We start from the raw sequence: 25,275 nt of genomic DNA on the forward strand, positions 1-25,275 counted from the left end.
GCTGATGGCACAAAATAATCTAGCAAATAACACATATGCGGTACCCGGTTATTATTCTGCTGGGGAACAACAAACATACCAAAATCAAGAAAATGAAATTAATGTAAAATTAGGACTATCAAAGTTTGAAAAAACTGTTGTAATTTTAGGCCTTTCAGTTGTATTCTTTTTAATGATCGCATTGGTTAGTCAAAAAATTGCGCTAAGTAATCAAGCAGCTAATCTACAAGTTACAACCAGTGCACTAACGAAGGTCAAAGATAGCAACAGTATTTTGAAACAAGAAGCAAGTGAATTGCAAAGTGCTAATAGATTGCAAAAAATTGCTAAACAAGCCGGTTTATCTTTGTCTAATAAAAACGTAAGGAATGTTAGCAAATGAGTAAGTTAAATAATCGGGAAATTTTAAAAAAACGCCGAAACAACCGTATTCACTATGGGCAATTTCTACTATTGCTATGTCTAGGCGTTTTTTTGTGTATGGCATTAAGATTTACATATGTATCTGTTTTTAAGACAGTTCGTGGTGTTAATTTAACCCAAATGGCTCAAAGCTTATACACAAAAAGTAATGTTATTTCTGCTAAACGTGGAACTATCTATGATGCAAATGGTCAACCTTTAGCAGAAGATACTAATGTGTATACTATGTATGCAATTTTAAATAAGAAACAAATTGGTCTAAATAACGAACCTTTATATATTACTAATAAGGAAAAAGCTGCCAAAGCTATTTCTAGTGTGCTTCCAATTACTTACAAGGAAGCTTTAAAAGATTTGAACCCAAGTACAAATGCATTCCAAGTTGAATTTGGAAATGCTGGTACCAATATTTCATTAACTCAAAAACAAAAATTAGATTCATACCACATTTCTGGTTTGAATTTCTTACAACAACCATCACGACTATACCCTAATGGGGTCTTTGCTTCTCACTTGATTGGATATGCATCAGCACAATCTGATCCTAAGACATCCAAAGTCAGTTTAACTGGACAAATGGGAATCGAAAAAGTATATAACGAATTACTTACTGGTAAAGATGGATATAAAACCTCTCAAACCGATAACTCAGGGGTACAAATTGAAACAGGTAAAACTGTTGATAAACCCGCTAAAAATGGTGATGATGTTTATACAACATTGGATTACAGATTACAATCATTAATGGAAACAGAAATGACCAATGTTTATAACGAAGTTCATCCAAAGAGTATGAATGCGGTATTAATGAATGCCAAGACAGGTGACATTCTAGCTGCAACTCAAAGACCAACTTTTAATGCTACTACAAAGCAAGGGTTAGATAAAATTTGGCGAAACACTTTAATTCAAGATGCTTACGAACCTGGTTCAACTATGAAGATATTCACAGTTGCTTCTTCAATTAATAGCGGCCATTACAATGGGAATGCAACTTATCATTCAGGTAAATATCTAATTAATGGTAGAGTAGTTCCAGATTGGAACCCAAGTGGTTGGGGAGATATCACTTATAACAAAGGTTTTGCGCTATCTAGTAACGTCGCTATGGCACATTTGGAACAAATGATGGGTGCCAAAACTTGGCGTGAATACATGAATAGATTTAAATTCTTCACATCATCCAATTTAGGATTCCCGGGTGAAGAAACGGGTAGTGTTCAATTCACTTATCCAATTGAACAAGCCAATACCGCTTTTGGACAAGGAATTCTAGTAAATGCAATGCAAATGATGAGGGCATTATCATCAATCGCAAATGATGGTACAATGATTCAACCAAGAATAGTATCTAAAATAGTTGATCCTAAGACTAAGAAGGTCATCAAATCATATCCTAGAAAAGTTGTCGGCCACCCAATCACGGCAAGTACTTCTAAACAAGTAATACAACACATGGAAGACGTTGTTTACAAGTCATACGGAATTGGGGGAGCTTACAAGATTCCCGGATACAAGATTGCTGCTAAGACAGGGACTGCCCAAGTCAGTGATGGTAAAGCTGGGTATGAATCTGGAGACGACAGTTATCTATATTCTGTTGCTGGAATCGCACCAGCAGACCATCCAAAATATATTTTATACATTACAATGAAACAACCAACTCTAAAGGGAACAAAGACAGCGTCACAATTGATGGCTGAAATTTTCAATCCAGTAATGAGATTAGCACTGGAAGAAAACAAGAACGCCGAAAACAAGAACAACCTTAAGGTTCCTAATGTGGTTGGAAAATCAACAACTACTGCTAGAAAAGAATTATCATCAGCAGGTCTTAAATACATCTTTACAGGTAACGGGGATAAAGTGCTGGACCAATCAATTGATGCTAATGAAAAAGTTTCTAGTAATCGTTTAGTAATCGTTCAAACGAATGGTAGCAAGTCAATGGCTGATCTAAAAGGATGGTCAAGATATGATGTCGCTACTTATTGCAGAATGTCTGGGATATCAGCCGATTTACAAGGCGATGGATATGCATATAAACAAAGCATTAAATCTGGTGTAGCCATTAATGGTGCCACCAAGGTAACAATTAAATTTAAGTAGGGGATGGAAAAAAGGATGATTATAAATATTGCGTGGCCAATTTTAGTTAGTTTCATAATTACAGTTGTGTTTATGCCATCTTTAATTGGATATTTTAGAAAAAAACATGAAGGTCAAATGATTAGAGAAGAAGGACCTAAGTGGCATGAAGTTAAGTCAGGAACACCTACAATGGGTGGTCTACTATTTATAATTGCAATTATCATTGCTAGCTTGGTTGGTGGAGCGATTACCCATTTTATCAACCCAACGCTATTGATATTGATTTTTATCCTTGTTTTATACGGTTTACTCGGAATGTGGGATGATAGCATTAAGCTATTCAGACGACAAAACGAAGGATTAAAAGCTTGGCAAAAATTAGCTGGCCAAGTTTTTGGTGGATTAATTTTCACTCTTGTTTACGCTAATCATTTTCCAATGGCGCTAAAATTACCATTCTTAGGTGATTTTCATTTAGGTTGGTTTTACGCTATTTTTATCATCTTTTACTTAACAGGATTCTCTAATGCTGTTAATTTAACCGATGGTCTTGATGGATTAGTGAGTGGACTATCAATTATTGCATTTTTAGCTTATTCCATCGTTGCAATTCATCAACGTCAAATGGATGTAGCTATTTTCTGTTTCGCAGTGGTTGGAGCACTGTGTGCATTTATGATTTACAACCACAAACCAGCTAAAATTTTCATGGGAGATATGGGCTCACTTGCTTTAGGTGGATCACTAGCTGCTGTGTCAATTTTAGTTCATCATGAATTATCATTGATTTGGATTGGATTCATGTTTGTAATGGAAACATTAAGCGTAATTATTCAAGTTGCATCATTTAAAATGACTGGAAAAAGAATTTTCAAGATGTCACCAATTCATCATCATTTTGAAATGTTGGGTTGGTCTGAATGGAAAATTGATATTGTATTCTGGATCTCAGGTGCACTACTAGCAATTACAGGTGTATTAGCTATTATTATGTAATATTTATTTTGGGAGCAAAAATTATGAAAAATATTGATGATTATAAAAATAAAAAAATATTAGTTGTCGGTGCTGGGAAAAGTGGGATCAACGTTGCTAAACTTTTAAAACAGTTAGGAGCCAAAGTATGGCTTAATGATGTTAATCCACTAACTGAAAATGTTAAAAATGATTTATCAAATATTGATGTAAATGTCATTGAAGCAAAACAATCCGCTGAATTATTAAATCAACAAGATTTTGATTTAATAGTTAAAAACCCAGGTGTTTTTTATGATAACGAATTGATTCAAGAGGCAATGAATCAAGGAATTCCGGTTACTGTTGAAGTTGAGATAGCAACTGAAGTAAGCGATGCTCCTATAATCGGTGTTACTGGAAGTAATGGAAAAACAACTGTTTCTACAATGATTAACGGCATTTTGAATGTTGATCGCAAAAATGGACATTCTTATGTATCCGGAAATATTGGAGTTACAGCTAGTACAGTGACTCCTAATGCAAATGAGGAAGATGATATTGTTATAGAATTATCAAGTTTCATGTTGCAAGGAATTACTGCATTGCACCCCCATATCGCAGTTTTAAATAATGTTTTCTCAAACCACTTAGATTACCACAAGACTAGAGAAAACTACGTTAACGCCAAAATGCGTATTACTGAAAACCAAACTGAAGATGATTACTTTGTTGTTAACTTTGATAATCCGGAATGGGTTGAGTTAAGCAAGAGAAGTAAGGCTAAAGTGGTACCATTTTCTTATGATGCTGTATCTAAACAAGGTGCATATGTGTTAGATAACCAAATCTTTTTCAAAGATGAAAAAGTTATGGATGTTAAGGATATTAAAGTGCCAGGACAACAAAATGTGCAAAACGCTTTAGCAGCAATCGCGGTTGCAAAAATAATGAATAAGTCAAATGATGCAATTAAAAAGGCATTAGGTAGTTTTGGCGGGGTCAGACATCGTGTTCAATATGTCCTTTCATACATGGATCGAGATTTTTATAACGATTCGAAAGCAACTGATATTGAAGCGACTCAAGTTGCTTTAAGAAGTTTTAAAGACAATGTGGTCTTAATCGCTGGTGGATTGGACCGTGGATACACGTTTGAAAAATTAGAATCAGACTTTAAGAATCATGTAAAAGCAATTGTTTTATTTGGTGAAACAAAGCAATTGCTATCTCAAACTGCTACCAATGCAGGTGTAAAGAATATTAAAGTCGTTGATAACTTAGAACAAGCAGTTAACGAAGCTTGGTCAATGAGTGATGAGGGGGATGTAATTCTTCTATCACCTGCGAATGCAAGTTGGGATCAATACGATACCTTTGAACAAAGAGGAGACGAATTTATTAAATTTGTTGAACAAAAAACTGGTAGAAAGGAAGTAACAAAATGAGACTGATGATTTCCGGCGGAGGAACTGGTGGACATATTTATCCAGCTCTAGCTTTAATTGAAGAATTAAGACGTGTAGATCCAGATTCTGAAGTTTTATATGTTGGTTCTACCAGAGGGTTAGAAAAGGATATTGTTCCAAAACATAACATTGATTTTGAAGAATTAGAAATTCAAGGTTTTAAACGCTCACTATCTTTATATAACGTAAAGACAGTAGCTTTATTTATGAAGAGTTTGCACAAAGCAAAAAAATTAATAAAACAATTTAAACCAGATATTGTTATCGGAACTGGTGGATATGTATCAGGAGCAGTTGTTTATGCTGCTGCTCAAATGAAGATTCCAACCATGATTCACGAGCAAAACAGCGTCGTTGGTTTAACCAACCGCTTTTTAAGTAAGCATGTTGATAAGATTGCAGTCGGATTTGAAGATGCAATTAGTCAATTTCCTAAAGATAAGACAGTTTACACTGGAAATCCGAGAGCACAACAAGTAGCCAACTTAAAATCAGATTTTTCATGGACTAAATATGGTCTAAAAGATGATGTCCCAACATTATTAATTTTTGGTGGGAGCCAAGGAGCTTTAAAAATCAATCGTGTAACTGCAAAAAGTATTCACTTATTTAATCGAAAGGATTACCAAGTGGTGTTCGTAACTGGTCCTAAGAGATACGATGACGTAATGAAACAATTAAAAGGACAAACTATTAATGACAACGTTGCGGTTTTAGACTACATTGCAGATATGCCAAATGTCTTGCCAAAAGTAGACGCAATCGTTGGAAGGGCAGGGGCAACTAGTTTAGCTGAAATAACAGCGCTAGGAATCCCATCTGTATTAATTCCAAGTCCTTACGTTACTGCTGATCATCAAACTAAAAATGCGTTAAGTTTAGTTAAAAACGATGCTGCTGTCATCATTACAGAAGATGATTTAACTGAAAAGACATTAGTCGAAAATGCAGATTTTATTATGAATGATCGAGACAAACGATTGAAGATGGCTGAAAACGCCAGAAACATGGGATGTCGAGATGCTGCCACAAGGTTACTAGATTTAGCTAAATCTATTTGTCACTAATTGGAGTGGGTGAAATGAAATTAAAAATGCCTTCGAAGCTCTCCAATAAAGAGTCGAGAATATCAGATGATTTTGTTGAATTAAATAAGCAAAAAATCAAAAATAAATTAAACTCATCAGCATATATTATTTTACCGATTATCATAGTGCTGGGGATTTTAATTTATTTAGTGTCTCCAATAAGCAAAATTAATCAAATTAAGATTTCAGGAAATGGCTATGTGCCAGTTAATGAAATCAAAAATGATTTAAATATTAATTCTGGAGATAGTATATTTAAAGTCTTTGGTCATAAAAAGAAAATTAACGAAAACGTCGCTAAGAAAGATCACCGAATTAAGAGTATCGCCTTTCATTTTAGTGGATTTAATAATTTAACCATTAAAGTGACACCTTATCGAGAAATTGGGTATGAAACAAAAGGGAAAAATCAATATCTGATTTTAGAAAACGGCAATGTTACGAACATAGCTGTTAAGGACCCTAAAGATGATAAAATGCCTTACATTGTAAAGTTTAATGACCGTGCAAAGTTACGTAAAATGATTCAAAAGTATTTGAAATTGCCTAAAGATATTAGAGATAACGTTAGGGTAATTTCGTTTTCACCAACAAAGGTCTATGCTGACGAATTGCATGTTTACATGCGTGATGGAAATAGAATCATTATTTTAATGAGTGATTTCAACAAAAAAATGGGCTTCTATAGATCGATTGCCACTCAATTGAAAACCAAAAGTATTATCAATTTGGAAGTAGGAGCTTATTCATACCCAATTTCCGACCAAAAAAATGAAACTAAAAAAAGCACAACAAAAACAACTCTTAAAGTGAATAAAGAAACAAAAAAATCAAACACTAAAAGAAACCAATAATGGTGCTTTAGAGTTAGAGATTCTTGTGTTAAAATTAAAATATAACTAACTTAAATAGAAATAAGAGTATCTAAGAATAATTATTCTTAATTGGAGGTTCCCCTAGATTATGAATTCAGAAATGTATGTTGGATTGGATATAGGAACCACGTCAATTAAAGTGATTGTTGCTGAAAAAGTTAAAGGCCAAATGAACGTTTTAGGTTTAGGAAACGAACGTTCAGAAGGAATTAGCCGTGGCATCATCGTTGACATTGACAAGGCTTCTGAATCAATAAGAAAAGCTGTAAACCAGGCAGAAGAAAAAGCTGGTATTCAAATTAATGATGTAATCGTTGGGATTCCAGCAAATCAATTAAAAATTGAACCATGTAGTGGGATGGTTGCAATCTCAGATCAATCCAGAGAAATATCTGATGAAGATGTAAGAAATGTGACTGTATCTGCGATGATTAAGAATTTACCACCTGAAAGAGAAATTGTGGATACTTTAGCTGATGAATTTGTCGTAGATGGATTTGATGGCATCAAGGATCCTCGCGGAATGGTAGGGGTACGTCTTGAAATGAAGGGACGTATTATTACTGGACCTAAGACAATCATTCATAATGTTAAAAAAGCAGTGCAAAGAGCTGGTCTAAATCCCGCAGCCGTAATTAATATGTCATTAGCACAAGGAATGACAATTCTAGATGATGGCGAACAAGATTTTGGAACAGTTTTAATCGATCTTGGTGGTGGCCAAACCACAGCATCAGTTATCCATGATCACCAATTGAAATTTACAACTGTTGATAGTGAAGGTGGAGAATACATCACTAAAGATATCTCAGTTGTTTTAAACACTTCACTTGAAAGTGCTGAAAAAATCAAACGTGATTATGGATATGCAGATGAAATCGATGCTTCAGAAAATAACGAATTTCCTATCGAAGTGGTTGGTCAAAGCCAACCAGTTAGAATTTCTGAAAAATACTTAGCTGAAATTATTCAAGCTAGATTAGACCAAATCTTCAATAGAATGGATAAAAGCTTAAGTAGTATATCAGCATTAAGTTTACCTGGAGGGGTAGTCTTAACCGGTGGTGTTGCGGCATTACCAGGAATATCAGACTTAGCTGCAGATCGATTGGATACTAACGTTAGAGTATATATTCCAGATCAAATGGGATTGAGACACCCATCATTCTCATTAGCATTATCGCTAGTTACTTATCGAGCAAACATGAGTGAAATTCAAGTATTAGTTAGATCTTCACTTGAAGGTAAGAGCGTTGTGACTGCACAACCAAATGATGATGATTTCATTGGAAATAATTATAGTAATGATATGATTACAGAAGATGTTGATTACGAACCTGAAATCACAGAAAAACCTCGTAAAGATAAAAAGTCTGTTTCTAAAGTTGCTAAAAATACTAAAGGTATGTTTAGCCGCTTCTACAAGGACTTTTTCGAATAAAAAACAGGAATACACGGAGGAAGTTAAAATGGAATTTTCATTAGATTCTACACAAAGTCAAGGCGCAAAAATTAAAGTTATCGGTGTAGGTGGCGGTGGTAGTAATGCCGTTAACCGTATGATTGCTGAAGACGTTAAGGGTGTTGAATTCATCGTAGCTAATACAGATGTACAAGCACTAAACACTTCAAAAGCTGAAACTAAAATTCAATTAGGACCTAAGCTAACTCGTGGTTTAGGTGCCGGTTCTGATCCAGAAGTTGGTACTAAAGCTGCTGAAGAAAGTGAAGAAGCTATCGCTCAAGCACTTGAAGGTGCAGACATGGTTTTCGTAACTGCCGGAATGGGTGGGGGTACTGGTAACGGTGCTGCTCCTATCGTAGCTAAGATTGCTAAGCAATCAGGTGCTTTAACTGTTGGGGTTGTAACTAGACCGTTTACTTTTGAAGGACCAAGAAGATCTAAGTATGCTGCTGAAGGTGTTTCAGCACTTAAAGAAAACGTTGATACATTAATTGTTATCGCTAACAACCGTTTATTAGAAATGGTAGATAAGAAGACTCCAATGATGGAAGCTTTCCAAGAAGCTGATAACGTGTTAAGACAAGGTGTTCAAGGTATCTCAGACTTAATTACTAGTCCTGGTTACGTTAACTTGGATTTCGCTGATGTTAAGACTGTTATGCAAAACACAGGTTCTGCATTAATGGGTGTTGGTACTGCAACTGGTGAAAACAGAACTGCTGAAGCTACTAAGAAAGCTATTTCATCACCACTACTTGAAGTATCAATTGATGGTGCAAAACAAGTGTTATTAAACATTACTGGTGGTCCAGATATGTCACTATTTGAAGCACAAGATGCTTCAGATATCGTTGCTCAAGCTGCAACTAGTGACGTAAATATCATTTTTGGTACTTCAATTGACGAAGAACTAGGAGATGCAATTAAGGTAACAGTAATCGCTACTGGAATTGAAACAAGTCCAGAAGAATTACTTAACGGTCAAGTTAATAGAGGTACTAGAAGTGCTGATAACGCTGGACGTGTTGCTACTCCAAGACGTCATAAAGAAGACGAAACAAGTAACAATGTAAGAACTAACAATGAACAATCAGAATCATCAGAAACTACTGATGCAAGATTTGAAAATGTTCAAAAGAAAGAATTTGATCCTTTTGATGCTAACAATGCTAGTGAAAACCAAGCAGACGATAGCTCAAATGATGATGATTTACCACCATTCTTCAAATTCCGTCGCAAATAATTTTTTGTAAATTTCTTTGAAGGGAATGAAATGAAATGTCAGCTAAATTTAGTATTAGTAAGTTTTTCGGTACAGATTATGATCAAGATGAAGAATACTATGATAATGAACCACAAGTTGAAACTAGTGATAAAGTCGTATCTATTGGCAAAAATAGGGGACACGAAAGCAGTAAGATAGCTGTTTTTGAGCCAAAAATATATGCTGATGTTAAGACTATCGCTCAAAAATTAATCGATAACAACGCTGTTATTATCAATTTTGATGCTGCTAGTGATGAAGCTACTCGTAGAATCATTGACTTCTTAAATGGTGTTATATTCACAATTGATGGAAATATCGAAAGAATTTCTGAATTAGTATTTCTTTTCACCCCACACAATTACTCAGTTGACGGAGACATTAGAAAAGAAATGAACGATAGATTGAGATAAAAATGGATAAGAATATTGAACAGCATTTTAGAAAAGAAGAAGTGCCATTTATTGATTCCTGCGCTGATTTAATAGATGAGTCTATAAATCAGTATCGACCAGTTCTTACAAAGTTTTTAAACCCAAGACAGGTTTATATTTTAACAACTTTGGTTAATCGCCAACCCGATTTGCAAATTAAAAGTTTTGGTGGATATGATAATGCAGAGATGAAGAGATGTTTAATTTATCCCGATTATTTCACTCCAACGGATGATGATTTTAAACTACAACTGTTTGAAATCAGATATCCAGTTAAATTTTCCAAACTAAGACATAGTAAGATATTAGGAACTGTGTTAGGTGCAGGAATAGAGAGAACCACGATTGGCGATATATTGACCGATGGAACTCATTGGCAATTCTTCTGTACTGAAGAAATTGCTGATTTTATTAAAATGCAAATCAATGCAATTGGAAAAACAAAGATTTCTTTAATTGAGACTCCACTGAAAGAAGTTATTGTTCCTGAAAATGACTGGAAAGATGAATCAACTACAGTTTCGTCATTTAGAATGGATACCCTAATTTCTGAAGGATTTAATATCTCTAGAAACGATGCTAAGGAATTAGTTAGCCACCAAAAAGTACATCTTAATTGGGCCGTCAACATGCGACCTGATTATGAAATTACAACACATGATGTTGTTTCTGTTCGAAGATATGGTAGACTAAAGTTGAAGAGACAAGATGGAGAAACCAAAAAAGGTAAATATAGAGCAGTAATTTCTGTTCTAAAAAAATAGGTTGGAGGAGAGATACTGATGGTACTTAGCCCACAAGATATTCACAACAAAGAATTTTCTGTAAAAATGAGAGGTTACAATATTGACGAGGTCAATGAATTCTTAGATCGTATTATTAAGGATTACCAACTAACTCTTTCAGAAAACATTGAAATGAAGAATCGTTTGAAAGAAACAGAAGAAGAATTAAAATACTTTAACGGTATGAAAGATTCATTGAACCAATCAATTATCATTGCACAAAACGCTGCTGATCAAGTTAAAATCGATGCTCAAAACGAAGCAAACGATGTAACTGAACAATCAAGAAAGCAAGCAGATGAAATTCTAAACGATGCTAGTGTTAAGGCTAAGGAAATCGTTGAAAACATCTCAAGCCAATCTAAAGCACTATTAGTAGCTAATGATGATTTAAGAAAGACTACAGAATCATTTAGAGAAAAACTACAAACTTTATTAAAGAGTCAAATGGAAATGGTATCAAGTCCTGAATGGGATAAAATCATCTCTGGGGTTGATGCTAATCAAGAAAAGGTTAGCAAACAAATTAATAACCTTGACACTTTTAAAGACACAGTAGTAAAATCTGATAGTAAAGAGATGCCTAAGGATGCAACCGTAAAGATTTATCCTGATGGTTCTTTTAAAAAAATTAAATAACGAGATTGAGAACAGAAAGCAATAAATTGAAACAATTAAGCGAGCTGATGGTTGGTGAGAGATCAGTTGTAAATCATTTATTGCAGATCAACTCAGTTTATCTCATGAATTAGTTAATTAAGATAGAATGTTTTTTACATTCTAAATTGGGTGGTACCGCGAAAGACTTCGTCCCTTGTGATGAGGTCTTTTTTTATTAGAAAAGGAGTGATTTTGATGCGAGTTAAAGATACTTTAAATTTAGGTAAGACCAAGTTTAAGATGCGTGGTAATTTACCAGTTAAAGAAGTAGAAAGACAAAAAGCATGGGAAGATAACAATGTATATCAATTAAGACAAAAATTAAATGAAGGTAAACCTTCATTTGTATTACATGATGGCCCTCCATATGCCAATGGTGACATTCATATGGGACATGCTTTAAATAAAATTTCAAAAGACTTTATCGTTAGATACAAGTCAATGAATGGATTTAGAGCACCTTACGTTCCTGGTTGGGATACTCACGGTCTACCAATCGAACAAAAGCTAACTCAAGCTGGTTACGATCGTAAAAAGATGGATACTAATGAATTCAGAAAATTATGTAATGAATATGCATTAAAACAAGTTGACCGTCAAAGAGAAGGATTCAAACGTCTTGGAGTTACTGGTGAATGGGACAACCCATATCTTACATTAAAACCTGAATTCGAAGCTGCTGAAATTAGAGTTTTCGGTAAGATGGCTGAAAAAGGTTTAATTTACCGTGGCAAGAAACCAGTTATTTGGTCATGGTCATCTGAATCAGCACTTGCAGAAGCAGAAGTTGAATACCATGATATCGAATCACCATCAGCATTCTATGCTGAAAAAGTTGTTGATGGTAAAGGTGTATTAGATGAAGACAACACTTACATGGTTGTTTGGACTACTACACCATGGACAATTCCTGCATCTATGGGTATTACTATTGATGCTGGTTTTGACTACGCAGTTGTAAAACCATCTAATGACGATCGTCAATTCGTACTTGCTGCTGAATTAGTTGATAAAGATGCTGAATTATTCGGTTGGGAAGATTACGAAATCGTTAAGACTGTAAAAGGTCAAGAACTAGAAGGTGTGTTAGCACAACATCCATTTATGGATAGACAACTACTAACTATGCTAGGTGATTTCGTAACAATCGATACTGGTACTGGTTTAGTTCATACCGCTCCTGGTTTCGGGGAAGATGACTACTACGTTGGTAAGTCATACGGATTAGACATCTTTGTTGACGTTGACGCACAAGGATACCTAACTAAAGAAGCAGGTCCAGATTTCGAAGGCGTTTTCTACGATGATGCTAATGAAATTTCATTAAACAAGTTAAAAGAAAAGAACTTACTATTGAAGTATCAACCAATTACTCATAGTTATCCATTTGACTGGAGAACTAAAAAGCCCGTAATTTACCGCGCTACTGACCAATGGTTCGCTTCAGTTGATAAGATTAGAGATGACATTTTAAATGCCATTGAAGATGTTAAATTCAAACCTGAATGGGGTAAGAAACGTCTTTACAACATGATTAAAGACCGTGGTGATTGGGTAATCTCTAGACAACGTGTTTGGGGAGTTCCACTACCAATTTTCTATGCAGAAGATGGTACTCCAATCATTACTAAAGAAACTACTGATCATGTTGCAGAACTATTTGCAAAACACGGTTCAGATATTTGGTTTGAAAAAGAAGCTAAGGATTTACTTCCTGAAGGGTTCACTAGTGAACATTCACCAAACGGTCAATTCACTAAAGAACATGATATTATGGATGTTTGGTTTGATTCAGGTTCATCACATCAAGGTGTTTGTGCCGAACGTGATTACTTAACTTACCCAGCAGACTTATATCTAGAAGGTTCAGACCAATACCGTGGTTGGTTCAACTCAAGTTTAATTACTAGTGTTGCATTTAGCGGTAAGGCTCCATACAAGCAACTATTATCACAAGGATTCACACTTGATGGTGAAGGCCACAAGATGAGTAAATCACTTGGAAATACAATTGCTCCTGATGAAGTTATTAAACAAATGGGTGCTGAAATCGTTCGTCTATGGGTTACCTCTGTAGATACTTCAGCTGATGTTAGAGTATCAATGGAAAACTTTGTAAAAATTTCAGACTCATACAAGAAGATTAGAAATACAATGAGATACTTGCTAGCTAATACTTCAGACTTCGATCCAAAAACTAACAGTGTTGCATTTGATGATATGAAATCAGCCGATAAATACATGATGGTTAGATTAAATCAATTCATCAAGGATATTAAGACTGATTATGATAACTACGATTTCCTAAGCTTAAATCGTCGACTACTTTCATTTATCAACGCTGATCTATCAGCTTTCTACCTAGATTTCGCAAAAGATATTCTATACATCTATGCTGAAGATAGTATCGAAAGAAGATCAATGCAAACAGTCTTATATCAAGCAGCTGTTGCATTAACTAAGTTAATGACTCCAGTATTGCCTCATACAGCTGAAGAAATCTGGCCATTCTTATCTGAAGAAGAAGAATTTGTTCAACTTTCAGAAATGCCAGAACCAGGAGATTTACCTGAAGCAGATGAAATTGCTGAAAAATGGCATAACTTCATGGAACTAAGAGACGATGTATTGAAGGCATTGGAAGAAGCCAGAAACAACAAATTAATTGGTAAAGCTTCAGAAGCTAACCTAGAATTATATGTTGATGACAACGTTAAGGCTAAGTTAGAATCATTAGATACTGATGTTGCTCAAATCTTAATGGTATCTGAATTATCAATTAATGATGCAAGTAGCGCCCCAAGCGAAGCACAAAACTTTAATGATGGCCTTTCCATTGTAGTTAAACATGCTGAAGGTGTCGTTTGTGAACGTTGTCGTTTAATTAGTACTGATGTTGGTTCAGATTCAGATTATCCACAATTCTGTGCACGTTGTGCTAAGATTGTACGTGATAACTTCCCAGAAACTGCGACTGAAGGTTTTGAAGAATAAACAATAAAAAACTGGGATTTTCCCAGTTTTTTATTTTAAGGAGAAAATAATGATAAAAGGTAAAGTTAATAATTTTAATCCAGAGCATGATTTTGGCTTTTTAAAAGGTGAAGACAAGAATAAAGTATTTTTCCATGCATCTGCGGTTGAAAATAAAACCAGAAATGAAATTGAAATCGGTCAAAAGGTTGAATATCAAATTGCTCAAGGGATGAAAGGCCCTCAAGCAGTAAAAATTCGTGTTATAGACTAGAGAATAATTGAAAAAATCTTTTAAAATATATAGAATGAATATATAAATCATAAAGGGTTGATAATATGAATCTTGAAGAGAAAGTACTAGGAGTTGAACCTAAATACAACGGAGCAATCATTAATGTTGAAAAGCAAACTGTTGAATTGCCAAACGGAGAAACTTCTACTAGGGATGTTGTCCATCATTCTAACGCAGTTGGGATTCTTGTTTTAACTAAGAATAATAAAATGTTATTGGAAACCCAATGGCGAGCACCTATTGCAAAAGAAACAATCGAAATTCCTGCTGGAAAAGTAGATGATAGAGATAGTTCATCCTTAGATACAGTCAAAAGAGAGTTAAACGAAGAAACTAGATTAGAAGCAAACACAATCAAAAGAATTACTGGATTTTATTCTAGTGTCGGCTTTTGTGATGAATATATGGAATTATATTTAGCGTTTGATTTAAAGCCAGTCGAGGATGAGTTACCACGTGATCAAGGAGAATATTTAAATATTAAAGAATATTCTTTAGATGAAGCGTTGGAAATGATTGAAAATGGTAAGATTGAAGATGCTAAGACAATTACTGCAATTTATTATTGGAAATTACACGATCAAATTGGTCGTTAATTGTTAAAGGAGTTAGTCCTTAATGATAACTAGAAAAGAGTATCAAAGTAATAAAAAGAAAAAACATTTAGATGATGATTTTATCAGCCGAAGTCAATCTGACGATGATGTTATTAGTCGAGAAGAAGTTTCTAGAAATAATACATTGAGTGATGACGATAAAATCAAGCGATTATCCAGAAGACTAAACTGGACGATAGCCTTTTTGATATTACTTATAATCGCAGTATATTTAATTTTAATTTACGTTAACCCATAGGAGAAAATAAAATGAAATTTGGAATTTTATGTGCAATGGATGAAGAAATCAAAACATTGCTAGAATCATTGGAAAATAAAAATGAAGTTAATATTAAAGAAATGACCTTTTATGAAGGAACTATTTCTGGACAAGAAGTAGTTTTAGTTAGATCTGGGATTGGTAAAGTAGAAGCCGGTTTAACCACAGCGCAATTAATTACTAGTTTTGATGTTGATATCGTTATCAACTCAGGTTCAGCTGGTGGAATTGGAGAAGGTTTAAACGTTGGGGATGTTGTTGTATCAACTGAAACTGCTTACCATGATGTTGATGCTACTGCTGCTGGATATGAATATGGTCAACTTCCTGGTCAACCAGCTAGATTTAAAGCTTCTGAAAAATGGTCAAAAGAAATTACTGAAGCTTCTAAAGAAGTCGGATTAAACGTAAAATCAGGATTAATTGTTACTGGTGATCAATTCGTTGCTGATCAAGCTGTTATTGATGGCATATTAAAGAACTTCCCAGATGCACTTTCATGTGAAATGGAAGGAGCTGCCGTTGGTCAAGTGGCCAATCAATTTAACATTCCATACGTTGTTGTAAGAGCTATGTCAGATAATGCTAATGGGGATGCTGATAAGAGCTTTGATGAATTTATTTTGGAAGCTGGAAAACGTTCAGCTAAAATGTTATTAGATTTATTTGCAAATCAAAAATAGAAAGGGTTTAGGTATATTTGAGAGAAGTTTACTTGGATAATGCCGCTACAACCCCCATCGATAAAAACGTCTTAGATGATATGTATGATAAGATGCAAAATGTTTATGGGAATGCTTCCACACTATATGGAATTGGTAGAAAAGCACATACCGTATTGGAAGATAGTAGAGACATTATTGCTAAAAGCATAAACGCTAAGCCAGACGAGATAATATTTACTAGTGGTGGTAGTGAAAGCGATAATACAGCAATTATACAAACTGCAGAAGCTCGTAAATCGCTAGGAAAACATATTATTACAACCGCAATTGAACATGAAGCAGTTTTAAAACCACTTGAATATTTAGAAGGTCAAGGATACAAGGTCACATACTTACCAGTTAATGCTGATGGAGTCATCGATATTGAAGATTTAAAGGCAGCATTAGATGATGAAACCATCTTAGTGACTATTATGACCGGTAATAATGAAGTTGGTTCTTACATGCCAATTCACGAAATTGGTGAACTGCTAAAAGACCACCAAGCATGGTTCCATACAGATGCTGTTCAAGCTTATGGACTATTGGATATTGATGTTGAAAAAGATTATATTGATATGCTTTCTACTTCAGCACATAAGATCAATGGACCAAAAATGACTGGATTCCTTTATAAAAGGACCGGGGTTGATTTCCCTAGTTTTATTAAGGGTGGAGAACAAGAAAAGAAACGTCGTGCAGGAACAGAAAACATTCCATCAATATCTGGATTTGCTACGGCGGTATCAATGATTACACCTGAATTAAAACAAGAACTCCATGATAGATACTTAGGTTTCAAAAAACGAATTATGGGTAAATTAAAAGACAATGACATTGAATTTTTAGTTAATGGAACTGTCGATAATAACCCACTACAACACGTTTTTAATATCTGGATAAAAGGAATTGCATCTGATGTGATACTAGCTAATATGGACTTGGCAGGTTTTGCGATTTCTGCAGGTTCAGCATGTACAGCAGGAAACATCGAACCATCACACGTGTTAGTAGCAATGTATGGTAATGATACTAACAGATCATCAGAATCAATTCGAATTAGTTTTGGTAAGTTCACTACGAGTGAAGAAATTGATTTGTTTAGTGAAGCATTAGTAAAAGTAATAAAAAGAATTAAGAGGGTGGACTAAAATGGCTTTTGAAATTAGTAATCAATTACTTGGAGACAATACAGTATATGCTGTTAGCCCCGAAGTAAAGAAGTACACATTAACTGATATGGGATTTGTGAGTACTAAAGCAGGTAATTACTCATTTGAAAGAACACTAGATCCTAACGATCCATATAATGGCGTTAAGTTAAAGATTGTTTTTAAAGGCGATTTAAGTGCTTTTAAACTTAGTGCCGTTACAAGCAATGGTTTAAATAAAGTAAATATTTTTACTAACAAACAAGCTGATGAGTTAGTAGAACAATACAATTTCTTAATGAACAATTTCGTTGAAAGAAACGTATTTATTAAAAAATAAAAAGGGAGCCTAATGGCTTCCTTTTTGCTTCTTAATTGCATTTTATCGCAGAAATGGGTATCATACTCTTTATGGAATGTGCGACCTTCAACTCGTAGGTTCTAAGAATCTAAAAGAAATGATGGTGATTTAAAATGGCAGACAATAGTAATACCCGTGTTGTTGTCGGAATGTCAGGTGGGGTGGATTCATCCGTAACCGCCTACCTTTTGAAGCAACAAGGATATGACGTTGTAGGTGTATTTATGAAGAACTGGGACGATACCGACGAAAACGGTGTTTGTACAGCTACTGAAGACTACAAAGATGTAGCCAAAGTGGCCTCAGAAATCGGAATACCTTACTACTCTGTTAATTTTGAAAAAGAATATTGGGATCGCGTTTTCACTTATTTCTTGAATGAATATAAAAAAGGTAGAACTCCAGATCCCGATGTTATTTGTAACAAAGAAATTAAGTTTAGAGCTTTTCTAGACTACGCATTAGACCTAGGTGCTGACTACATTGCAACTGGTCACTATGCGCGATTACAACGTGATGAAGATGGTCATAACCACTTGTTACGTGGTAGTGATGACAACAAGGACCAAACTTACTTCTTGAGTCAATTATCAGCTGATCAATTAGATCGTGTTATGTTCCCATTAGGGGACATGCCTAAACCTAAGGTTAGAGAAATTGCTAAAGAAGCCGGTCTTGCAACCGCTGAAAAGAAGGATTCAATGGGAATCTGTTTCATTGGTGAAAAGAACTTCAAATCATTCTTAAGCAATTATTTACCAGCAACACCTGGTAAAATGATGACTTTTGAAGGAGAAGTAAAAGGCCAACATGATGGATTAATGTATTACACAATCGGTCAAAGAAAAGGTCTAGGTATCGGTGGGGATGGTAAGGATAATCGTCCTTGGTTCGTAGTCGGAAAAGATTTATCAAAAAACATTTTATATGTTGGTAAAGGATACGAAAATAAACATCTATACGCTGACTATTTAGTGGCTTCAGATATTTTCTGGATTAACGATATTAGTAATCGTGGTAATGACTTCCGTTGTACTGCTCAATTCCGTTATCGTCAAAAAGACGTTGGAGTTAGCGTTCATTTAAATGATGATGGTAAGTCATTGAAGGTAGAATTTGATGACCCAGCCAGAGCAGTAACCCCTGGTCAAGCTGTTGTATTCTATGATGGTGATGAATGTTTAGGCTCAGCTATAATCGATGCTGCATATCAAAACGATAAAGAATTACAATACATTTAAATTTTAAAAAGATGCTTATGAAAATAAGCATCTTTTTTTATATATGTTTTGAAAAAAATGTCATTAATTGAGATAATAGATATAAATCAAAATGAACGAGGGATAAAAGTGAAAATCTATTTTATTAGACATGGTAAGACTGAATGGAATCTTGAAAGTAGATATCAAGGAGCTGGAGGTGATTCTGAATTATTACCAGAAAGTTACCAACAAATGAACCAGTTAGGTGAACATTTAAAAGATATTGAATTTAGTCATGCTTATTCTAGTCCCATTAAAAGAGCAAGAATAACAGCCAATCGAGTTTTACAACATTCCAAGAAAAGACCACCACTTTCTTTATGGAATCGTTTAGAAGAATTTCACTTAGGTAAAATGGAAGGACAAAAATTCGAAGATGTAAAAAAACAATTTCCGGAAAGTTATGATAATTTTAGAAATCATCCGGAAAAATACGACGCAACTGAAATTGGCGGAGAAAGCTTTAGTGATGTAATTGATAGAATGCAATATGCAATAAATACCATTGTTAACGCTAATCGTGAAGATAGTAATGTTGTTATTTTTAGCCATGGAGCTGCTTTGAATGCCTTAATTAACTCATTATTAGGAGTTGAAATTAAGGATTTACGAAAACGTGGTGGATTGGCTAATACTAGTACAACTATTTTAGAAACAAACGATAATGGTAAAACGTTTGATTTAATTAAATGGAACGATACTGAATATTTAACAAAAGAAATTGATCAAACAGACGTAATTTAATTTGTAGGTGATTATGATGGATCAAAAGTCCGAAGAAATAAAAAATAGACAACAAGAAATTGAAAGAGAACATGAAGAAAAGCAAAGAAAAGCTGATGAAACTTTGCATAAATTGGTTGAAGATATCGATAACCACCCAGATGATTACCGAACTTACTATGATTTATGCAGTTTTTTAGTTCAACTGCATAACTACACACAAGCTGAAGAATTAATGATGAAAGCTTTAGGCTTGTTTGCTGGCAGAAGTAAAAAGGCTAAAGAAACTTTAACCTATGGCCTGGGTAACGTCTATTACGCAGCTGGTGAATATGACAAAGCAATCGAACAATTTAATAGCCTATCTGACGGTGATATGAAGACAGATGCATATATTATGTTGGCACAAAGTTATATGGCTAAAGAAGATTATAAAAAAGCAGTTGTATTCGCGCTAACTGCACAAGGTTTTAGAAGACAAGATCCAGAAATAAACTACCTATTAGCAAGTAGTTTATTAGCACTAGGTAACTTTAAAGAAGCATCTGAATTTTACGATAAAGTGCTTGCAGCTAAGCCTAACGATGGTAAAGCTAACTTTGATCGTGGAATCGTTGCGATGGTGTTAGAAGAGGATTTTAGTGCTTATTTTGATAAGGCTAAATCAAACGATCCAAAATACTTTGAAAAGGGTCAAAAACGCTTGGCTGATATTGAAAAGTTTATTCAGGTCAAAAATAAAAAGTAAGGAAGTGAATTGCCGTGACCGAATCAATGGATTTATTTTCCATGGAAAATAATGACGAACAAAATGAAAAGCTATTCATAAATGGAAAAGTTGCGGCTACTTTCTTTGAAAGCAACGACAGTTTTTTTAAGGTGCTTTTAGTTAAGATTAGCGAAACTAATATCTCAGATTGGCATGAAGATGAGATTGTTATTACTGGTAATTTTGCAGATATTGCTGAAGAAAATGAATACCAGTTTTTCGGTGTATTGGTAGATCATCCGAAATATGGAAAACAATTTAAAGCTGATAATTACCATAGCACAGTGCCTACCTCTAAAGAAGGACTGGTTGAATATCTTTCAGGGGATAATTTTCCAGGAGTGGGAAAACAAACTGCTAACAAAATGGTTGATATCTTGGGTGTTAATTTAATTACTGACGTTTTAGATAATGAATCTTTACTAGATAAGGTAGGACTATCAAGTAAACAGCGTAAAACAGTAATTGATACACTCCAAAAGAATAACGGAATGGAACAAGTTATTATCGGTCTTAATAGTTATGGATTTGGTAGTAGCTTATCTTCTGCAATTTATAATAAGTATAAGGGAGACACTTTAAAAGTAATTGAAGAAAACCCATATCAATTAGTGGAAGATATAGACGGGATCGGATTTAAGAAGGCCGATGATATTGCTAAGCAAATGGGGATGTCAGCTAACAATCCAGGAAGAATCCGAGCAGGTTTAATTTCTGCATTACAATCGCTATCTTTGAAGAATGGTGATACATATACCCAAACAGGCCCAATCTTATCTGAAACTTTAAAGTTGTTAAATAATGGTAATTCAGAAGACATCACTGGCGATGATTTATCTGAACAATTTTTGGAGTTAGCTAAAACACAAAAAATCGTTGGAGAAGAAGATCGGGTTTATTTAAAGGATTTATATGATGATGAATGGAGAATTGCCGAACATATTAATCGTGTAATTAAGAATCCGAATACAAAAACGTTTGATGATGAAACCATCGATAAGAAGATTAGATTGATTGAGAAAAAATTGAATATCTCTTATGATGAGTCACAAACAAATGCTTTAAAACAAGCTATTAAGTCGCAAATGTTCTTGCTAACCGGTGGACCCGGGACAGGGAAAACAACGATTATTAAGGGAATTATCTATTTATATGCATATTTAAACGATTATTCCTTAGATATAAATAAATATAAAGAACATGAATTTCCAATTTTACTAGCTGCACCAACTGGACGCGCAGCGAAGAGAATGCAGGAAACTTCTGGAATTCCCGCTAGCACCATTCACAGATTGTTAGGACTAAGTGGGTATGACGATAACAATGAAGGCACCAAGGATTTAGAAGGTGGATTACTAATTGTTGATGAAATGTCTATGGTGGATACTTATTTATTTAAAGCGCTTATGAGAGCGGTGCCTAACCAAATGAAAGTGATTTTGGTAGGTGATAAAGATCAATTACCATCAGTGGGTCCAGGTCAGGTATTTACTGATTTATTAAGATCTCAAAGAATAAATAGTATGCAATTAAGTACCATTTACAGACAAGACAGTAATTCAACTATTATTCCATTGGCACATAGTATCCAACAAGGAAAGTTGCCAGATGACTTCAATGAAAAACAGGCTGATAGAAGTTTTATTCCATGTGGTGCTAATCAAATGAGTTCAGTAATTGAACAAATTGTGAAGAGAGCTAAGCAAAAAGGATTTAGTGCTACAGATATTCAAGTTTTATCACCAATGTATAGAGGGATGTCAGGGGTTAATCATTTGAATGATGTCATTCAAGAAATTATGAACCCTGGCAACAAAGAGGAACAACTAGAATATAGAGGAATTCATTTTAGGTTGGGAGATAAAGTCTTGCAACTAGTGAATAGTCCAGAAGACAATGTTTTTAACGGTGATATTGGTCAAATCATAGAAGTTATCCATGGTGAAAAATCAACCCAGGATAAAATCAAAGTGGCTTTTGATCAAAGCGAGGTTACCTACCAAAGAAAAGATTGGATTCAAATTACATTAGCATACTGTACAACTATTCATAAGGCACAGGGAAGCGAGTTCAAGATGGTAATTTTACCAATCGTTCCTCAGTTTACTAAAATGCTGAAAAAGAATCTTTTGTATACCGCAATTACTCGTGCCAGTGACACGTTAATTATGATAGGGGACTATGATTCATTTTTAAGCTGTGCCCAAAGTGAATCTGATAACAGAAATACTAGTTTGATGCAGAGAATTCAATCACTATTAAATGGTGAAATAAAACCAGCTAATGATGAATTATTAACTAATAATCAACAAATAGTTGAAACCAATACCAAAACTGATAAGACGGTAGATACAAATAACAATGACCAAGTTGAAGAGGAAGCATCTAATGAAGAGGATACCGATAGTTCAGTTAAATCGTATCGTTTGACGCCTAGTCTAATTAATTCAGATCAAATTGATCCAATGATTGGAATGGACGGGATTAAACCTTAAAATATAAGTAAAAATTTGAAGTTTATGGTAAAATCTAATTATCAATTACTTCGAGAGGGGCATTATTCATAGTGGAATCATTGAGTAATAAAAATATGAAAATATTTTCTTTGAGTTCTAATAGACCATTGGCTGAAAAAATTGCTGAGGTTTGTGGAATCAAATTGGGAGAAGCAACCATTAATCGTTTTAGTGATGGTGAAATTCAAATCAAAATTGATGAAAGTATTAGAGGAGATTCAGTTTACATTATTCAATCATTAACCGATCCAATTAACGCTAATATTATGGAATTGTTTATTATGATTGATGCTGTAAGAAGAACTAGTGCTAAATCCATCAACGTTGTCATTCCTTACTATGGATATGCTAGACATTCTGCTAAAAAGAGAGAAAGAAAAGCAATTATCGCTAAGTTAATTGCTAGAATTTTAGAAAATACTGGTATTGATAGAGTACTTACTTTAGATTTACATGCTGCTCAAATCCAAGGATTCTTTAATAAACCAGTAGATAATCTAAAAGCAGATAAATTGATGGCAAAACACATGTTAGATAATTATGACCTAGACAACGCAGTAGTGGTATCACCAGATCATGGTGGTGTTGGACGAGCTCGTGGATTCGCGGGATTAATTGATGCTCCAATTGCAATTATTGATAACCGTGACCCTGAAAATGAAGAACATATTCCAACATTTATTATTGGGGATGTTAAAGATAAGGTTGCAATCGTTGCAGATGATATGATTGATACAGCGTCTAGAGCAGTTAAAGCAGCCAATGTGTTAGCAAACAATGGTGTTAAAGCTGTATACTTAGTTACTACACATGGTGTTTTCGCAGGGGATGCAATCGATAAAATCAGCAATGCGCCAATTAAAAAGGTAATTGTTTCTGATTCTGTTTATATTGCACCAGAAAAACAAATCGATAAACTAGATATTGTTTCAGTTGCAGATTTAATGGGTAATGCAATTTTAAGAATTCATAACAATAAATCAGTTGGAAAATTATTTAGATAATATCAAAAGTCCTAATGAAAATTAGGACTTTTTTTATTAATTGAATTCTTGATTTCATAATTCAGAAAACTTAAAATGAAACTATAACAATAGAAATTGAGGTGTAATCATGTATAAAGCTTCAGATGAAAGATACGACAACATGAAAGTTAGAAGAGCAGGAAACTCTGGTCTTCAATTACCCGCTCTATCATTTGGAATGTGGCATAGTTTTGGTGATGATGCTAATTTTCAAGATAGTAGAGAAGTAATGTTAAATGCCTTTGATAAAGGAATTTTCAGTTTTGATTTGGCAAATAACTACGGACCTGGATCAGGTGCCGCAGAAAGAATGTTTGGTCAAGTATATAATCAAGATTTAAAACCATATCGTGATGAATTAATTATTACTACTAAAGCTGGATACCACATGTGGCCTGGACCATATGGTTCATTTTCTTCAAGAAAAACACTAGTTGCTGCATTGGACATTTCTTTAAAGAGAATGGGATTAGATTATGTAGATATCTATTACAGCCACCGCTTCGATCCTAATACTAGCTTAGAAGAAACTGCTGAAGCACTAGATAGTACTGTCAGAGCCGGAAAAGCATTGTATGTTGGTATTTCTAATTACAATGGTGAACAAACAAGAGAAATCATTAAGTACTTTAAAGAACTTCATACACCTTTTGTTGTTAACCAAGCTTCATATAACATGTTAAACCGTTCAGCGGAAGAAGATGGCACAATTGATGCATTGAAAGAAAACAACGATGGATTGGTTGCATACGGTCCATTAGCCGAAGGTATTTTGACAGATAAATATCTAAATGGATTACCTGATGATTTAAAACTACACTTCACCAATAGTTTTATGATGGAAAATAAGGATGAAGTAGTTAAACGATTAAACCAATTAAATGATTTAGCCAAGAATAGAGATCAAACATTAGCACAAATGAGTTTAGCTTGGTTACTTCATGATCCAGTTGTTACTAGTGTTGTTACTGGAGCATCTGATCCAAAACATCTAGAATCTAATTTAAAAGCATTAGACAACTTAGAATTTTCACCAGATGAATTAGCTAAGATTAATGAAATTTTGAAGAAATAAAAAGAAGCGACTTAAATAGTCGCTTCTTTTTATATGA

24 protein-coding genes are annotated in these 25,275 nt (G+C 34.3%); all 24 read left to right on the forward strand.

Going from position 1 to position 25,275, the window contains the following annotated elements; all coding sequences use genetic code 11:
- Window positions 1-4 precede the first annotated feature (4 nt).
- Window positions 5-382, forward strand: a complete 378-nt coding sequence (locus ABWU86_RS06890; RefSeq protein WP_293794130.1) for a septum formation initiator family protein — start codon at window positions 5-7, stop codon at window positions 380-382.
- Window positions 379-2,532 carry a penicillin-binding transpeptidase domain-containing protein gene (locus ABWU86_RS06895; RefSeq protein WP_435370538.1) on the forward strand — a complete coding sequence of 718 codons (2,154 nt, stop codon included), beginning with the start codon at window positions 379-381 and terminating at the stop codon, window positions 2,530-2,532. The genes ABWU86_RS06890 and ABWU86_RS06895 overlap by 4 nt, the downstream gene beginning before the upstream one ends.
- 15 nt (window positions 2,533-2,547) lie before the next feature.
- Window positions 2,548-3,510 (forward strand): phospho-N-acetylmuramoyl-pentapeptide-transferase, encoded by a 963-nt coding sequence (gene mraY, locus ABWU86_RS06900; protein ID WP_353322170.1) that lies wholly within the window; start codon window positions 2,548-2,550, stop codon window positions 3,508-3,510.
- Window positions 3,511-3,533: 23 nt separating this feature from the next.
- Complete coding sequence (murD, locus tag ABWU86_RS06905) at window positions 3,534-4,916, forward strand: UDP-N-acetylmuramoyl-L-alanine--D-glutamate ligase (protein ID WP_353322172.1); 1,383 nt, start codon at window positions 3,534-3,536, stop codon at window positions 4,914-4,916.
- A complete protein-coding gene (gene murG / locus ABWU86_RS06910; protein ID WP_353322173.1) occupies window positions 4,913-6,004 on the forward strand; it encodes an undecaprenyldiphospho-muramoylpentapeptide beta-N-acetylglucosaminyltransferase in 1,092 nt (363 codons plus the stop codon). Before murD ends, murG begins: the two co-directional genes overlap by 4 nt.
- A gap of 14 nt (window positions 6,005-6,018) precedes the next feature.
- Complete coding sequence (locus ABWU86_RS06915) at window positions 6,019-6,879, forward strand: cell division protein FtsQ/DivIB (RefSeq protein WP_353322174.1); 861 nt, start codon at window positions 6,019-6,021, stop codon at window positions 6,877-6,879.
- A gap of 106 nt (window positions 6,880-6,985) precedes the next feature.
- Window positions 6,986-8,341, forward strand: coding sequence for a cell division protein FtsA (ftsA, locus tag ABWU86_RS06920; protein WP_353322193.1), 1,356 nt, complete (start codon window positions 6,986-6,988; stop codon window positions 8,339-8,341).
- A gap of 28 nt (window positions 8,342-8,369) precedes the next feature.
- On the forward strand, window positions 8,370-9,608 hold the full coding sequence (ftsZ, locus tag ABWU86_RS06925) for a cell division protein FtsZ (protein WP_293794291.1): 1,239 nt from the start codon (window positions 8,370-8,372) through the stop codon (window positions 9,606-9,608).
- A gap of 35 nt (window positions 9,609-9,643) precedes the next feature.
- Window positions 9,644-10,042 (forward strand): cell division protein SepF, encoded by a 399-nt coding sequence (locus ABWU86_RS06930; protein WP_353322175.1) that lies wholly within the window; start codon window positions 9,644-9,646, stop codon window positions 10,040-10,042.
- 2 nt (window positions 10,043-10,044) lie between these two features.
- Window positions 10,045-10,827, forward strand: a complete 783-nt coding sequence (locus tag ABWU86_RS06935) for a YlmH family RNA-binding protein (RefSeq protein WP_293794294.1) — start codon at window positions 10,045-10,047, stop codon at window positions 10,825-10,827.
- A gap of 18 nt (window positions 10,828-10,845) precedes the next feature.
- Window positions 10,846-11,487, forward strand: a complete 642-nt coding sequence (locus ABWU86_RS06940; RefSeq protein WP_293794296.1) for a DivIVA domain-containing protein — start codon at window positions 10,846-10,848, stop codon at window positions 11,485-11,487.
- A 216-nt stretch (window positions 11,488-11,703) separates the two neighbouring features.
- Entirely contained in the window at window positions 11,704-14,502 is a 2,799-nt protein-coding gene (gene ileS, locus ABWU86_RS06945) for an isoleucine--tRNA ligase (protein WP_353322177.1), read from the forward strand.
- Window positions 14,503-14,551: 49 nt separating this feature from the next.
- Entirely contained in the window at window positions 14,552-14,755 is a 204-nt protein-coding gene (locus tag ABWU86_RS06950) for a cold-shock protein (protein ID WP_353317238.1), read from the forward strand.
- 65 nt (window positions 14,756-14,820) lie between these two features.
- Window positions 14,821-15,372 (forward strand): NUDIX hydrolase, encoded by a 552-nt coding sequence (locus ABWU86_RS06955; protein WP_353322179.1) that lies wholly within the window; start codon window positions 14,821-14,823, stop codon window positions 15,370-15,372.
- A gap of 22 nt (window positions 15,373-15,394) precedes the next feature.
- Window positions 15,395-15,631 carry a hypothetical protein gene (locus tag ABWU86_RS06960; RefSeq protein ID WP_293794301.1) on the forward strand — a complete coding sequence of 79 codons (237 nt, stop codon included), beginning with the start codon at window positions 15,395-15,397 and terminating at the stop codon, window positions 15,629-15,631.
- Window positions 15,632-15,642: 11 nt separating this feature from the next.
- A complete protein-coding gene (locus ABWU86_RS06965) occupies window positions 15,643-16,335 on the forward strand; it encodes a 5'-methylthioadenosine/adenosylhomocysteine nucleosidase (protein ID WP_293794302.1) in 693 nt (230 codons plus the stop codon).
- Between the two features lie 17 nt (window positions 16,336-16,352).
- Entirely contained in the window at window positions 16,353-17,507 is a 1,155-nt protein-coding gene (locus ABWU86_RS06970; RefSeq protein WP_353322182.1) for a cysteine desulfurase family protein, read from the forward strand.
- A gap of 1 nt (window position 17,508) precedes the next feature.
- Window positions 17,509-17,847 carry a cysteine desulfurase gene (locus ABWU86_RS06975; protein ID WP_293793626.1) on the forward strand — a complete coding sequence of 113 codons (339 nt, stop codon included), beginning with the start codon at window positions 17,509-17,511 and terminating at the stop codon, window positions 17,845-17,847.
- Between the two features lie 134 nt (window positions 17,848-17,981).
- Window positions 17,982-19,109 carry a tRNA 2-thiouridine(34) synthase MnmA gene (gene mnmA, locus ABWU86_RS06980; protein ID WP_353322184.1) on the forward strand — a complete coding sequence of 376 codons (1,128 nt, stop codon included), beginning with the start codon at window positions 17,982-17,984 and terminating at the stop codon, window positions 19,107-19,109.
- A gap of 57 nt (window positions 19,110-19,166) precedes the next feature.
- The gene (locus ABWU86_RS06985) at window positions 19,167-19,874 is read left to right on the forward strand and encodes a histidine phosphatase family protein (protein ID WP_353322186.1); all 708 of its coding nucleotides are present in this window, start codon (window positions 19,167-19,169) and stop codon (window positions 19,872-19,874) included.
- Between the two features lie 13 nt (window positions 19,875-19,887).
- Window positions 19,888-20,601: a tetratricopeptide repeat protein gene (locus ABWU86_RS06990; RefSeq protein WP_435370539.1), complete on the forward strand. Its 714-nt coding sequence runs from the start codon at window positions 19,888-19,890 to the stop codon at window positions 20,599-20,601.
- A 26-nt stretch (window positions 20,602-20,627) separates the two neighbouring features.
- On the forward strand, window positions 20,628-23,117 hold the full coding sequence (recD2, locus tag ABWU86_RS06995) for an SF1B family DNA helicase RecD2 (RefSeq protein ID WP_353322197.1): 2,490 nt from the start codon (window positions 20,628-20,630) through the stop codon (window positions 23,115-23,117).
- A gap of 68 nt (window positions 23,118-23,185) precedes the next feature.
- Window positions 23,186-24,142: a ribose-phosphate diphosphokinase gene (locus tag ABWU86_RS07000; RefSeq protein ID WP_435370541.1), complete on the forward strand. Its 957-nt coding sequence runs from the start codon at window positions 23,186-23,188 to the stop codon at window positions 24,140-24,142.
- 109 nt (window positions 24,143-24,251) lie between these two features.
- Complete coding sequence (locus ABWU86_RS07005) at window positions 24,252-25,238, forward strand: aldo/keto reductase (RefSeq protein ID WP_293793631.1); 987 nt, start codon at window positions 24,252-24,254, stop codon at window positions 25,236-25,238.
- The last annotated feature ends 37 nt before the right edge of the window (window positions 25,239-25,275 follow it).

Source organism: Apilactobacillus pseudapinorum, assembly GCF_040369555.1.
Classification (GTDB): domain Bacteria; phylum Bacillota; class Bacilli; order Lactobacillales; family Lactobacillaceae; genus Apilactobacillus.